Source organism: Vibrio sp. 1F253 (genome assembly GCF_041439295.1).
Lineage (GTDB): Bacteria > Pseudomonadota > Gammaproteobacteria > Enterobacterales > Vibrionaceae > Vibrio > Vibrio tasmaniensis_A.
Genome location: NZ_JBGONU010000019.1, coordinates 45,771 through 59,484, shown reverse-complemented (window position 1 = coordinate 59,484; position 13,714 = coordinate 45,771). Strand labels below are relative to the sequence as shown.

Annotated in this window: 12 protein-coding genes; 4 read left to right on the top strand and 8 right to left on the bottom strand. The window is 44.0% G+C overall.

The annotated features are described in order from the left end of the window. Positions 1–621: an adenylyl-sulfate kinase gene (gene cysC / locus ACED28_RS11665; RefSeq protein ID WP_017096581.1), complete on the top strand. Its 621-nt coding sequence runs from the start codon at positions 1–3 to the stop codon at positions 619–621. Between the two features lie 167 nt (positions 622–788). Here cysC and ACED28_RS11660 read toward each other — a convergent pair whose 3' ends face one another. The 7 genes from ACED28_RS11660 to ACED28_RS11630 form a co-directional block, all read right to left on the bottom strand. Then, positions 789–1,697, bottom strand: a complete 909-nt coding sequence (locus ACED28_RS11660; protein WP_371709913.1) for a TIGR03899 family protein — start codon at positions 1,695–1,697, stop codon at positions 789–791. A 527-nt stretch (positions 1,698–2,224) separates the two neighbouring features. Continuing rightward, positions 2,225–2,740, bottom strand: a complete 516-nt coding sequence (locus ACED28_RS11655) for a DUF3299 domain-containing protein (protein ID WP_009847763.1) — start codon at positions 2,738–2,740, stop codon at positions 2,225–2,227. A 14-nt stretch (positions 2,741–2,754) separates the two neighbouring features. Then, positions 2,755–4,014, bottom strand: coding sequence for an ABC transporter permease (locus tag ACED28_RS11650; RefSeq protein WP_009847762.1), 1,260 nt, complete (start codon positions 4,012–4,014; stop codon positions 2,755–2,757). Continuing rightward, complete coding sequence (locus ACED28_RS11645; RefSeq protein WP_004735279.1) at positions 4,011–4,727, bottom strand: ABC transporter ATP-binding protein; 717 nt, start codon at positions 4,725–4,727, stop codon at positions 4,011–4,013. Before ACED28_RS11645 ends, ACED28_RS11650 begins: the two co-directional genes overlap by 4 nt. A 139-nt stretch (positions 4,728–4,866) precedes the next feature. Beyond that, positions 4,867–5,682: a DUF2796 domain-containing protein gene (locus tag ACED28_RS11640; protein WP_371709912.1), complete on the bottom strand. Its 816-nt coding sequence runs from the start codon at positions 5,680–5,682 to the stop codon at positions 4,867–4,869. Positions 5,683–5,723: 41 nt separating this feature from the next. Then, complete coding sequence (locus ACED28_RS11635; RefSeq protein ID WP_083784112.1) at positions 5,724–6,014, bottom strand: DUF2607 domain-containing protein; 291 nt, start codon at positions 6,012–6,014, stop codon at positions 5,724–5,726. 90 nt (positions 6,015–6,104) lie between these two features. Then, positions 6,105–6,656, bottom strand: a complete 552-nt coding sequence (locus ACED28_RS11630) for a YtfJ family protein (RefSeq protein ID WP_371709911.1) — start codon at positions 6,654–6,656, stop codon at positions 6,105–6,107. Between the two features lie 252 nt (positions 6,657–6,908). On the opposite strand from ACED28_RS11630, the gene ACED28_RS11625 reads away from it, so the two are divergent. Beyond that, the gene (locus ACED28_RS11625) at positions 6,909–7,109 is read left to right on the top strand and encodes a DUF1107 family protein (RefSeq protein WP_004735283.1); all 201 of its coding nucleotides are present in this window, start codon (positions 6,909–6,911) and stop codon (positions 7,107–7,109) included. Between the two features lie 271 nt (positions 7,110–7,380). On the opposite strand, the gene msrA is transcribed toward ACED28_RS11625, so the two are convergent. Further along, the gene (gene msrA / locus ACED28_RS11620) at positions 7,381–8,010 is read right to left on the bottom strand and encodes a peptide-methionine (S)-S-oxide reductase MsrA (protein ID WP_371709910.1); all 630 of its coding nucleotides are present in this window, start codon (positions 8,008–8,010) and stop codon (positions 7,381–7,383) included. 212 nt (positions 8,011–8,222) lie between these two features. On the opposite strand from msrA, the gene ACED28_RS11615 reads away from it, so the two are divergent. Continuing rightward, on the top strand, positions 8,223–9,935 hold the full coding sequence (locus tag ACED28_RS11615; protein WP_009847757.1) for an autotransporter assembly complex family protein: 1,713 nt from the start codon (positions 8,223–8,225) through the stop codon (positions 9,933–9,935). Beyond that, on the top strand, positions 9,932–13,690 hold the full coding sequence (locus ACED28_RS11610; protein WP_371709909.1) for a translocation/assembly module TamB domain-containing protein: 3,759 nt from the start codon (positions 9,932–9,934) through the stop codon (positions 13,688–13,690). The genes ACED28_RS11615 and ACED28_RS11610 overlap by 4 nt, the downstream gene beginning before the upstream one ends. Positions 13,691–13,714 lie beyond the last annotated feature (24 nt).

The window sequence follows — 13,714 nt, the reverse complement described above, 5'->3', positions numbered from 1 at the left end:
ATGACCGCAGTACTCAAACCAAAAGATGAGAATGTTGTGTGGCATCAACATTCGATTGATAAAACATTTCGTGCGGATCTGAAATCACAGAAACCAGCTGTGCTCTGGTTCACTGGATTATCTGGTTCAGGGAAATCAACAGTTGCTGGAGCATTAGAAAACCGCTTAGCCCAACTTGGTTACCATACTTACTTATTGGATGGCGACAATGTCCGTCATGGGTTATGTAGCGACCTTGGCTTCTCAGAGCAAGACCGTCGAGAGAATATTCGTCGTATTGGTGAGCTCGCTAAATTGATGGCGGATGCGGGTTTGATCGTCTTGTCAGCGTTTATTTCCCCACATCAAGCTGAAAGACAGTTGGTGCGAGACTTATTGCCGGAAGGTGAGTTTCTTGAGGTATTTGTAAACACACCACTTGAGGTGTGTGAGCAGCGAGACCCGAAAGGTCTGTATAAAAAAGCACGCGCTGGAGACATCCCGAACTTTACTGGTATTAGTTCAGTGTACGAAGCGCCTAAGCATCCTGAGATAGATCTTCCTGCGGGCGAAAAGACACTCGATGAACTGGTCGAATTGTGTATTGATGCTTTAGAGAAGCGTAATATTTTATCCAATTGAGATCGCTGGTATGACTAAGGCTACTCTCCTGTTTATCTGCTTAATTCACTACGGATAAATAGTGCAGCCTTGGTTTTCCGAGACAAGAACCTTATCCTCTAGATTCTCTTCACTCTTATCAATACTCTTCACAGCGTACACCGTCTATTTTTTACAGTATCGATTGTCTAGACGGTGTAGTTCACACTGCTTTTAACTTTTGTTTGAACCGTAAACTTTTGGCTCAATAGCGCAATCAGTTGGTCGTAATACTGCGTGTTAGGCTTGTTGCCAAGTAAGTTGCAAAGCTCATTGCCTGTTGGGCTGAATCGGTAGTAAATCAGCTTCACCCCTTTTGATAATGGTGCCAGTGACATGCCCTTACCTTGATAAGTTAAGTGCAGAGCTGGATCGAAATCAATCTCTCCAGATTCTAATTCTGTGCCCAGAATAATCCCGAGTTCAATCAAGTGGAGCAAGCTAGAGTAGGGAAGGTTGTGTCCACCAAGATTGATGGTGTTGGTGGTGTCCCTTTTACCAAAGCTGAAGATTCCAGCATGGGATTTAAAGCCGAGCAACAGTTTTCTGCTGTTATCGCTACCAAAGCTACAACCCAGTGACGCTGCTCTTTGCAGGGTGAGCGCTTCTTTTGGTGTCATGTCTTTTAAGATCTGCAGCGCTTTCATCGACGTCGAGCCTGGGTTGGTGACTTCTCGTTTCAGTACTTGAGCCCACAGCCTCTGCATCGATGTATTGTGGATCTCTTGTGCCATATCGAAGAAACGGTATAGCCAGTCCTGATCAGGGTCTCCAGCCGCTTCATCCTTACATGAAGAGTGTGCCAACTTTAGAATCTGTTCTAGGTTCTTTTGGCGAAGTTCTCTACGTTTTTTCTCTCGTAATAGTGCCCGTTCGATAAGCGTACTCTCAGCTTTATCGTTTGGCTTTGCACTATGACTAATTAAGGAATCGAGGCCGAAGCTTTGTGCGATGTGCCGCATTCTGCTTGCACTATCGGCAATATGAGGCTTTTTCTTATGCTTTTGCTGTGTATCGCTAGCATGCTCAATGATCACTGGCTGTTTGGTTTCTGACATAAGAGTACCGTTAGGAGACGACTCAATACCAATCGTAGTAAATAATTGCTCGCTCTAGCTTGTTAAAACGCTCGATAACAGCGTTAGAATTTTTGATTGTAGAATAACTACTTATCAAAACTATTTATTGAAAAGAGCTTCCTTGTTCTCAAGCCTTTTTCCTACGCTATTTCTGAACACTTACTTATTGTGATTGGTATAACTGTCTAAAATGTAACTCTTTATCTTATTGGTGGCTAGATTTTGCGTGCAGAGTTGAAGGTTTCAACAAAATTTTACTTTTGCTAATGATAATAAAATGTTAAATTTGTTGTAATTCTCAAGGAGGAGTTATGAATCAAGTCAATGATAACAAGCTGAAGAAACAGCTTAGTATAGGGTTATTACTCGCTACTTATGTCGCTGTTCTAGCGTACTTGTCTAATTACATCGCATAATTTAGAATAAAATTATCGTTATTAAACTGTTATTGAATGATCTCACTCGTTCAGTGACGGCAGCTCATCCTTGAGCCACCCTTCTAATGACTACATGTCGTCATATTCTTCAATCGCAGTACCTTCAATAAGATAACCGGTTTGAGCTAAGTCGTGGCTTATTGACTCGGTTTTTAGTGTACCTACTAAATAAATCACATCCCATAGCTGCTGGATTGGAGCGCCTTGTGGGAACTTCACGTAGATGATTTGGTTCGGCGGCGGTGGCGGTACGTGGATACATGCGCCAAAGTACGGTACTAACAGAAACTCAGTGATCATGTTCTCATCGCCTTCCAATGGAATCACAAAGCCAGGAATCTTGACTGTGCTGCCATTCAGCTCTGGGCGAACAGCGCCAAGTGTCGATTGTTGAGGTTTGTCCATACTGTCGTGGTTAACCATAGGCATACCAAATGAGTCGAGTTGTGCTCGCTCTGACTCTGGAATCAAGTCAATCCAATCGAGTGTTAATACCGATTCGTCAGTCTGAGTGGTTTCAGCGTGAGCTGTGCTGATAAATGGGAACATAAGTAACCCAAGTATCAGTAGGAATTTGCGTTGCATCGTAGGTTCCTATTTTAGATTCGGATAGTCATGCCATCAGACAATGACTGACGGTAAGCTCTGAAAGCGGGAATAAAGCCAATAATGATTCCGGCAACTTGCACCAACATAAGCAGTTTCCACTCATGGGGTGTGATTGCGGATACCGATATGTTGATACCATAACTTTGTTGCACAATAGGAGCAACTACTGCGATTAGCGCAAACAACACGGCAACACCCAATGTGATACCGAGGAAGGTTAGGGCACTTGCTTCACTGATCAGTAAACCGAACACATGACGAGGCCTTGCTCCCATCGCGCGCAGAATGGCCATCTCTCGACGTCTTTCTTGCAAGCTAGTGAGTAGACTACTCAGCATCCCTAACAGTCCCGCGATTACCACAAACCCTGAAACAATCAGTAGTGCTTGCTCTGCTACGGCCATCATTCCCCACAATTCGTGAAGCGCAATGCCTGGCATAATGGCGCTCAAAGGTTCTTGGCGGTAGTTATTGATTTCTCGTTGCAGTGCAAAGGTTTGGATCTTCGATTTAAGGCCAACCATCATCGCGGTAATCTGCTTTGGTTGGAAGTCACGTTGCTTTAGCGCTTCAGCATTCGGTGTGTGGCCTAGGTTAGCCCCCGATTCCCAACCAACGTGAATCGCTTCAATGGCCTCTAACGAGACATGCACCGTTTTATCTACTGGTGTGCCGGTTGGCGCGAGTATTCCTACAATGGTGAAAGGCAGGTTGTCGTGGCGACTGAAGGCGACATCACTGATACCGTGCGCCAGAATGATGTGATCACCAATCTTGTAATCTAACTTCTTCGCGACATCGGCACCAATCACGACATCAAATAGCTGATTAAACTCTTTACCTTGCTGAAAAGTAAGTGGTTGCTTACTTCCATAGCGATAATTATCAAAGTAACTATGGTTCGTGCCCATTACACGAAAGCCTTTATGTGAATCTCCCAATGAGATGGGTATCGCCCACTTTACAGCATTATGCTGGCTAAATTCTTGATAGCTTTTCCAGTCGATGTTGTTGGTTGCATTACCAATTCTAAATACCGAATAAAGCAGTAGGTTTACCTGACCAGAGCGGCCACCAACAATAAGGTCGGTACCTGAAATCGTATTAGCAAAACTGCTTTTTGCTTCGGTTCTTACACGTTCAACACCGAGTAATAGAATCACTGACACTGCCACGGTGAGAATCGTCAGAATAGCGGTGGCTTTACGGTTGAGTACGCTTTTTAGGGCTAAGTGAGTAATTACTTTCATACGACAACCTTAGCTTGGTTAACGGTTTTTAAATCTATGGTTCGAGTGAATAGCTTTTCTAATGTTGGATCGTGACTGACAAATATCAGAGTAGACCCGGCTTGATTTGCTTGCTCTAGTAACAATTCGATGAAGGCTTCTCGGTTGTCATGATCCAAAGCCGAGGTTGGCTCGTCGGCAATAATGATTTTCGGTTGGCCGATCAAAGCACGAGCGGCAGCAACACGTTGTTGTTGACCAATGCTCAATTCGGTAACAGGCTTGTCCATTAGAGCTTGAGGTAGCTTTAATCGTAGTAACAACTCTTGAGCGGTTGCTTGCAGGCTGTTCTGACTTTCAGTGACTTGCTGCTTACGAATCTTAGAAAACTGACAAGGAAGCGTCACGTTGTCGATCACTGACAAGTAAGGAAGCAGATTAAATTGTTGGAATATATAGCCAATATGATCGGCTCTGAACTTGTCCCTCTGACGAGGTGTTAGCTGTGTGAGGTCTTGGCCAAGGATAGATACTTCGCCTTGTTCAGCTTGGTTGATTCCGGTCAGTAACCCTAACAATGTTGATTTCCCGCAACCACTAGGCCCTTTGATGAAAAGGTGCTCTTGGGCTTGGATATGCAGTGAGGGGATCTCTAGTGTTGGGGGTAATTCAGGCTTCCAACGAAAGCTGATATTTTCGAGTTTGACCACAAGTGATGAACTGTCAAAAGACATATTAGCTCCAATGATTAAAGCGGTGTATTTACTGGACAGCTATTAGAAAAATAAATTCCCAGAACACACCGATTTGCACAACCAAGTAAGTGACTACTTACTTGGCTGCGTATCTACGTTTAATTCAATCTAATGCTAATTAGAATCGAAAACTAATACGATCTGCGTTAAGCACTTCTTGAATTTGAGCGCTGTCAGTTAGAAGGTTTACCGTCATTGATTTTGTGTTGCTGAACTTAGAGAACCATTGAGTGCTCACGGTATCTAGCTTCGCAATATCTGAACATTGGTAATGGTACTCGACAGTGAATTCGCCGTGCCCACCTTCTGAATGGTCGTGGCCTTCATGGTCATCATGATCGTGTTCTGCATGGTCATGGCCTTTGTGGTCATCATGGTCGTGTTCTGCGTGATCATGGCCTTCATGGTCATCATGATCGTGTTCTGCGTGATCATGGCCTTTGTGGTCGTCATGATCGTGTTCAGCGTGGTTATGGCCTTTGTGGTCATCATGGTCGTGTTCAGCGTGGTCATGGCCTTTGTGGTCGTCATGATCGTGTTCTGCATGGTCATGGCCTTTGTGGTCGTCATGATCGTGTTCAGCGTGGTCATGGCCTTTGTGGTCATCATGATCGCCTTCCAAGGTGTTCGTCACCGACTTGAACTTCAGAGTACAGCTTGCATTTTTGAAACCAAATAGCTCATCTGGCTTGTTTAATTGCGCAATCGCTTGTTCAAATACTTTCTTTTGCTCAGCAGTTTCTGGAGCATGTTCAAAGCCAACCACATCAGCGCCGGGAGCTGTTACTTCAACAAGCAGTTCTTGCCCATCTTGAGCGATGTTCACCTCAACTTTACCGTGCACGTGTGCTTCGTGAGAGCGGAATTCTTCGTTAGCTAGAACATTAGTAGAGACAGTCATACCGATAACAACGGCTAGAATAGTAGGTTTCATGTTTTTTTCCTGAATAAAGGTTAATTAAAAAGTAGTGGTAATTAAGAAATCTTTACAGGAGGTGAACGTGCTAAATAAGCGAAATACAGGCGCTGTAACGAAATGACTGACTCTGTGATAGCGACAGTAAATTCCGAATGGAACTCTGGGATCTGTGGAAGTGAATGCGCCGTTATGAACTGATTTATCGAAAACAGCTCACAGTGATGTGAAGAGTGATGATGTGGGTCGATATCCACAATATGTGTCGCTGCTAACACGCTCAACATGAGCATCAGCCCAAGCAAGAAGCCTGTTTTACGTTTCACATTATTAGGTGTGTTTTTCCACATCAGGATGATTAACCACAGAATTAAAAAAGGATACTGTTATAATATAACAATATCCTTTGGTCAGGTCTCGAAAAAGACGCGAATATCTTATTAAAGGCTCGCTTTAATCAACTCAATAACTCGAGTGACTTCTGAGTCGTTTAATGCCCCTTCTTTAACAAACAATATTTTACCTTGCTTGTCTTGAACGATAATCGCTGAGCTCTCTTCTTTTAAAGCCCATGATGACGCTACGGTTCCGTCTTCATCTAGCACCATAGAAGACCATGGAAATTCTTCTTTGCTACTTTCTGCTGACGATTTAACAAAAGACCCAGTTCCCCAAATCGCATCATCTTGGTTGATGATGGTAGTGGTTTGGTAGCTGTCTTCTGCGAATTTCGAGGCTGTAATTGCTGCCATCAGTTGTGCGTTGAGCTCTTTCGAGCTGCTACGGCCAGCAATAGCTTGAACGACGCGAACTTTACCTAGAAGATCATTGGTTGCCCAAGCTTGATATCCAGTATTTCCGTCGTTTAGTACGATTTCACCATAGTTGCTAACATCGACAGCAGGCAGAGTTGCACCGACTGATAGATTATGAGCATTGGCGAAAAGTGGAGAGGCTGCGGCTAAAAAAGCCAGTAGAGTTTTGTTTTTCATTATATTTTTGTTCCGCTTATTGGTTTGCTCTGGAAGTATAATATGAAATTTGAAAAATGCCTCTTTAACTTTTTTATCGTACGGTGTAGAAATAAGTTGCAGGCTTGTTACCAAAAGGTATAATGCATCAATATCGAGATGAACAATAGATTATCTTGCTGTTTGCTAAAGGAATTAGCGATTTAATGTGCTTTGAATACGTTGGTGTTCAGGTACGTGGCTGTAGTACTCAAATGGAATTGAGGTTGTATTATGTTAAGAAAATTTTCTACTTACCGTCCACATCAGGTGGCGCGTTTCGTTAAAGTCCTGTTCAAAGGCCAGTTTGCTATAGAGGGTATCGGAGAGTTTCGCTTCGACCAAGGCAAGGTGCTTCTTCCTGAAGTTTCAGACAAACAAAAGCTAACGATTTTTAAAGAAGTTAACGGCACCATTGCTGCGCTGCCGGTGTAACTGACTGTTATAGATTTGCATTTCGTCAAATAGATTTCCATTAAAAAAGGGCTTCCTAGCGGAAGCCCTTTTTTAATGGATGTTGTTCTAGTTTGTATGCCTAATACCAATCGTAGTAAATAACTGTTAATCCTAGCTGGTTAAAACACTCGATAACATCGTTAGAAATTTTGATTGTAGAATAACTACTTATCAAAAATTTCTGCCTTGTTCTCAAGCATTTTTCCTGTGCTATTTATGATCACTTACTTACTGTGATTGGTATAACACATTATTGCGGAGGGAAGCACACACCTGTTCCACCCAATCCACAATAACCATTCGGATTTTTAGCTAGGTATTGCTGGTGGTAGGTTTCTGCGAAAAAATATTTTCCAGCAGGCAGAACTTCCGTTGTGATTTCGTTGCCCAATGATTCAGTCATTGCTCGTTGGTATTCACGTTTAGAGTGCTCAGCGATAGTCTGTTGTTCTTCGCTGAAGGTGTATATCGCAGAACGGTATTGAGTCCCTAAATCGTTGCCTTGGCGCATCCCTTGAGTTGGGTCATGACGCTCCCAAAAGATTTCAAGTACTTGAGCGAGAGATGTTTGTTCGCTATCAAAAATGACACGAACGACTTCGGTATGGCCAGTTTGTCCGCTACATACCTGCTCATAAGTGGGGTTAATCGTGTATCCACCAGCGTAGCCAACAGATGTTGAAATAACGCCGTTCAACTGCCAGAACAAACGCTCAGCTCCCCAGAAGCATCCCATACCAAGTAGGACTTCTTGTTGAGAACCCGTAGGTGTATTGAGCAAGTCAGTTTGATTGACGAAATGGCGCTCAGTGATTCGGATTGGGTCAGCATTTCCCGGTAATGCGGTTGCTGCGGAAACCAGTTGTTGTTTGTTTAGCATGTTATATTCCTTTTCGCATACGTTTACCGCGTTAGTTAACATTAGATCTAGGTTTATATTAACTGGAGGCTCATATTAACGGCTGGTTAATATTGATTAAGTCTTTACATTAGACCGTGTTATTACCAGATTTGTTACAGACTCAATGCCTTTTTAGCGGTATGATTTCTTTTCACTTATTAACGTATTGATAACTTCTTCACCAATTAAACATGATAAGAAAAACTTTACCAGTTCTGATTGGCACTCTACTGTCATCGACATTCGCTTTCGCTGACGTTTCCCTTGATATTAAAGGGTTGGATGGCGCGCTTGCAGATAATGTGGATGCTTATCTGAGTGCGATTCCTGAAGAAGAGTATTCGGTCTCATTAAGATTTCAATCTCGCTTGGAGTCGATGATCAACGAAGCGTTGAATGCATTAGGCTACTACCAACCTAATATCACATTTACTCATTCTGAAGATGATACCGAATTGACTGTTACGGTTGAGCCGGGAGAGCCGGTTGTTATTTATGCTTCAGATATTGTTCTGACTGGTGAAGCCAAAGATGATCCTGATTTTTTGGCCTTAATAGCTAAGAGCAAGTTGTCTAAAGGTTCGATTTTGAATCATGGTAATTATGACTCTTTAAAATCATCGATCCGCAATCTTGGATTAGCGAAAGGTTACTTCGATGGGGCGTATGATCTTAGCAAACTAGAAGTCGCTCCTGAATTAAACCGCGCTTATGTCCGCCTTCATTATAACAGTGGTATTCGTTATCACTTTGGCTCTACTCAGGTTACTGGTAGCCAAATAGAAGAAGAGAAGGTGCAGTCACTTAAACCATTTGAAGATGGCGAACCTTACTCGATAACCAAAGTTGGTGAATACAACCAAAACCTTTCCAATACGGATTGGTTCTCTTCAGTCTTTGTTGAGCCTGATTTAAGTCAATTGGGTGAAGGTCGAGAAATTCCGATGAAGGTAAGCCTTGCTCCGCAAGCGCGGAACCAAATTGAAACGGGTATCGGTGTATCAACAGACTTGGGTGTAAAAGGTACCCTTAAATGGAAGAAACCTTGGGTTAATGAGAAAGGTCATAGTTTTAATAGTAGTTTATCGATCTCCAAGCCTGAGCAGACGATTACGGCGGCTTATAAAATCCCATTGGATGACGTGCTTAATGACTACTATCAAATTAAGTATGGAATGAAGAATCTGGATAACCGTGATACCAAGAGTTTGGAGTCAAACTTAGCCTTAGAAAGGTACTGGCGTCTAGATAATGGTTGGCAACGCACGGTATTCATTCGATACCTAGTCGAAAACTATAAACAAGGTTTACAAGACGATTTGGCGCAGTTTGTGTTGCCAGGTGTCTCTTTCTCACGCACTCGAACCCGAGGCGGTTCAATGCCGATGTGGGGCGATAAACAAACCATCATGGTTGAAGCGGCTGATGATACCTTGTTATCTGAAACCCAAGTCGTACGTTTTCAAGGGCAAACCGCATGGATTCGAAGCATTGGTAATAACCACCGAGGTTTAACCCGCCTTCAATTCGGCGGAAACTTTGCGGACGAATTTGATAAGTTATCTCCTTCTTTAAGATTTTTTGCGGGTGGTGATAATAGCATCCGTGGTTATGGCTATGAGTCTATCTCTCCTCGAGATGAAAGTGGCGCACTAACGGGTGCGAAATTCATTGCAACCAGTTCGTTTGAATACCAATATCGCTTAGTTGGGAATTGGTGGGGAGCGGCTTTCTACGATATTGGTGATGCATTCAATGACACGCCAGAGTGGAAACATGGTACTGGTGTAGGGATTCGCTGGGCGTCCCCCGTCGGTCCTGTGAGTTTAGATTTTGCTTGGGGTCTAGATGCGAAAAAAGGTGATGAGTTCCAACTGCACTTTAGTTTAGGGCCAGAATTATGATCAAAGTGGTGGGTAAGTGTATCAAGTGGGCGTCGATTTCATTGACGTCGATTTTGCTATTGTTAATCGCCCTACTAGGTTTTGTTTTGTTCACCAATTCGGGGTTGAATACTGTGTTGTGGGGCGCCGAAAAAGCATTGCCACAACTGAAAGTGGAAAGTACTAAAGGCGCTCTTTTCCCAAGCTTTACGCTTAACAATGTTCAGTTTAAAGATGATAGCCTACATATCGATACCAAGGTTGAAAATTTGGCATTGGCTATCAATCCGCGCTGTCTGCTCGACCCTCAAGTATGTGTTGACCGCTTAGCAATTCAAGGGCTGGACTTTGCACTTACTGAATTGCCACCAGCTTCTACAGAAGAGGCAGAACCTACTCCGCCCGTAACATCGGTAAAAACACCACTACCAATCGTCATTAATCGAATCGCTTTATCTGATATCAAACTGAATATCTTAGGTCATGAAATTGAATGGGGTTTGTTCTCTACTGCCCTGAGTATGCAGGGGGAAAAGCTGACAGTATCGCCAACTTTATTCAATGATCTTAAGGTTAAACTTGCAGAGTCTACTGAAGATCCACAATCAGAAATAGTCGAGCCAGATACTGCAACTAAGACAGCTATCGAGTTGCCTGAAGTTTGGATTCCTTTGCAGGTTGTACTTGAGCGTTTTGATCTCAACCGTTTCACTCTAGAACAAGAAGCGCCAATTGTTGTGAATCACCTCGGGTTAGAAGCTCGCGCGGGTAAACACACGGTTGACGTTTCCAGTCTCGAACTCGATATGCCACAAGCAAGCGCGAACCTAACGACGAAGGTTGAGCTCAAGGGCGGCTATCCGCTAGAGCTTTCTTTGGGTGCGTTGGTGAAAGAAACCGATCTTGCTGGTCAGAAACTGTCTCTGAAAGCACAAGGCAGCGTGGCTAAGTTAAGCCTAGAGTCTCAGTTCTCCGAATTGATTGAGGCAAAGTTGTCTGGGGATATTCAACCCTTAGAACCGACTCTGCCATTTGACCTTCTTTTAGAGGGAGGTAAAGCGCAATGGCCTTTGACAGGTAAAAGTGACTACCAAGCTGCAATTGAGAAATTCAAAGCCGATGGTTCATTAGATGGTTTTAATGTGCAGCTTAAAGCTGAAGCCGATGGTAAGGAGATACCTGCCTTAACAATAGATCTACAAGGTAAAGGCACCACGGAACAGATTGAACTTGAACGCTTGAAACTGAATACCTTGGGTGGCGAACTAAATGGTGTAGTTAAAGCTAACTGGAAGAAGCTCGTTAATTGGCAAGCCGATGTGACGCTCAAAGACATACAACCGGGTCTGCAGTGGCCAGAAGCCGAGGGTAACATTAGCGGAAGCATCGTAACTTCGGGTGAACTGACACAAGCGAGTGGTTGGGCGATTGAACTACCTAAGCTCGATATCGAGGGGATCCTACGAGAATACCCTCTGGATATCAAAGGGCAGTTGTCAGCGTCAGATCGCAGCGCGAGCGGTGAACCTAAACTGAAAACCAGTGGTTTGAGCTTGGCTCACGGTGTTAATTCGATTAAGGCTCAAGGGCAACTGGATAAGCAATGGGGTATGGGCGTTGCGATTAATTTTCCACAGTTAGATAAGAGTGTTCCAGAGCTGACGGGTAAAGTGATGGGTAATATCCAGCTTAGTGGCCCAACGAAAGAGCCAAAGGTCGATCTCGCACTTAATGTTGATAAGGTCGATTGGAATAACGAAGCAACACTAGAATCCTTATCGCTTAATGGCTCAGTGGTTCCTCTGCCATTGCCTGAAGCTCAAGCCGATCTTGTATTGAAAGCTAAGAACTTAACCTATCAAGAACAAAATGTGGAAAGCATTGATTTAACCGTGAATGGCGGTGAGAAGCAGCATACCGTAACACTTGATGTGATATCCGATATAGTGTCGACCAGTTTGGCTATCTCTGGAGAATTGATTCAGAAGCCTTCTCTTATTTGGGATGGGTCGTTAGACAGAGTCAGAATTACCACTCAACAGGGGCCTTGGGTATTAGACCAACCCGTTGCGATTAAGGCGGATGTCGATAAGCAGTATGCCGACGTTCAAGCGCACTGTTGGAAGCAATCGGGTTCGAGCGTGTGTCTGGATGAGGATATCCGCGCTGGAAAGTCAGGTGAGGCCAAACTGGGCGTTAACCAATTCGACTTTGAGCAGATCCAAGCCCTCATGCCTAAAGAAACGCAATTACAGGGCTTAGTCAATGCGACCGCTTATGCCAAATGGTCGGAACAAGGTGAACCTGAGGTGACGGTAAGCGTCGATATGCCGAAAGGTCAGGCTGTTCAACAAGTTGGTGAGCCAATCACACTCGGTTGGGAAAGCGTTGCATTGAATGCCCAACTAAAAGACAACCAACTGAACGCCGACTTTAAGTTGGATGTGTCTGATAATGGTGACCTGTCTGGCACGGTGTCGTTACCAGACATTCTCGCAGAAGACAAAATGGTCGATGCGGCAATTAAGCTGACAACTTTCCATTTGGACTTCTTACAGCCAATCCTCGGCGAATACAGCCTGTTGAAGGCCGATCTTGAGAGTGACCTACAGGTAAAAGGCTCTTTGATGCATCCTCAAGTCTTTGGTCAATTCTCTGTTGATGGTATTCAAGTCAAAGGCGATGTCACACCAGTCGATATTAAAGATGGTCGTATTGACCTCGATTTTGACGGCTACAGCGCGAAGTTAGATGCCAATGTTGAAACACCCGATGGTCACCTTGATATCGAAGGCTCCGGGGACTGGCAGGATCTTAAAGCATGGCACTCTAACGTTAGAGTGTTTGCTGATGAGTTGATGGTTGATATTCCACCTATGGTTAAGGTGAAGGTCGTGCCTGATATGACCATTGATGTCACGCCAGAGCTTGCAAAAATTACGGGTGATATCGCATTACCGTGGGGACGTATCGTTGTCGAAGACTTACCACCGTCAGCGGTCGGCGTCTCTTCTGATCAAGTTATCTTGAATAAAGATCTTGAGCCAGAGAGCGAAGACACGATTCCATTCAATGTGATGACCAATATTAATATCTCCATTGGCGATGACTTTAAACTGTCTGCTTTTGGTCTTGAAGGTGATTTGGTCGGCAAGCTCAACGTGGCTCAAAAAGACCAAGGTCCTTTTATCACAGGTGAGGTAAATATCGTCGATGGTACTTACCAATCCTTTGGACAAGATCTCTTGATCAAAGAAGGTAAGATTCTAATGAATGGGCCTCCGGATCAGCCATATGTAGCGATCAATGCGATACGTAACCCTGATAATACTCAGGATGATGTGACTGCTGGTATTCGAGTGACAGGCCCGGCGACAGAGCCGACCATCGAAATTTATTCTGATCCTGCGATGCCGCAAGCCAACGCGTTGTCTTATATTTTGCGTGGTCAAGATATTGATGGTAAGTCGAATGGTTCAATGACAACGACCTTAATTGGCTTAAGCTTAGCGAAGAGCGGCAAGGTTGTCGGCGAAATTGGTGAGGCTTTTGGCGTACAGGACTTGCAACTGGATACTGCAGGCTCTGGAGATGATTCCCAGGTTACGGTCAGCGGCTACATTCTCCCTGGTTTACAGGTGAAGTATGGCGTAGGTATCTTTAACTCGTTAGGTGAGTTTACTGTTCGTTATCGATTGATGCAGGATCTCTATGTTGAAGCCGTATCGGGGCTAGACAGTGCCGTGGATCTTCTCTATCAATTTGAATTCGAGTAACACTTGAGTCGTGAATGATTAGCG

Coding starts and splice junctions, on each gene's coding strand:
- cysC (WP_017096581.1), top strand. CDS start 1: ATGACCGCAGTACTCAAACCAAAAGATGAGAATGTTGTGTGGCATCAA.
- ACED28_RS11660 (WP_371709913.1), bottom strand. CDS start 1,697: ATGTCAGAAACCAAACAGCCAGTGATCATTGAGCATGCTAGCGATACA.
- ACED28_RS11655 (WP_009847763.1), bottom strand. CDS start 2,740: ATGCAACGCAAATTCCTACTGATACTTGGGTTACTTATGTTCCCATTT.
- ACED28_RS11650 (WP_009847762.1), bottom strand. CDS start 4,014: ATGAAAGTAATTACTCACTTAGCCCTAAAAAGCGTACTCAACCGTAAA.
- ACED28_RS11645 (WP_004735279.1), bottom strand. CDS start 4,727: ATGTCTTTTGACAGTTCATCACTTGTGGTCAAACTCGAAAATATCAGC.
- ACED28_RS11640 (WP_371709912.1), bottom strand. CDS start 5,682: ATGAAACCTACTATTCTAGCCGTTGTTATCGGTATGACTGTCTCTACT.
- ACED28_RS11635 (WP_083784112.1), bottom strand. CDS start 6,014: ATGTGGAAAAACACACCTAATAATGTGAAACGTAAAACAGGCTTCTTG.
- ACED28_RS11630 (WP_371709911.1), bottom strand. CDS start 6,656: ATGAAAAACAAAACTCTACTGGCTTTTTTAGCCGCAGCCTCTCCACTT.
- ACED28_RS11625 (WP_004735283.1), top strand. CDS start 6,909: ATGTTAAGAAAATTTTCTACTTACCGTCCACATCAGGTGGCGCGTTTC.
- msrA (WP_371709910.1), bottom strand. CDS start 8,010: ATGCTAAACAAACAACAACTGGTTTCCGCAGCAACCGCATTACCGGGA.
- ACED28_RS11615 (WP_009847757.1), top strand. CDS start 8,223: ATGATAAGAAAAACTTTACCAGTTCTGATTGGCACTCTACTGTCATCG.
- ACED28_RS11610 (WP_371709909.1), top strand. CDS start 9,932: ATGATCAAAGTGGTGGGTAAGTGTATCAAGTGGGCGTCGATTTCATTG.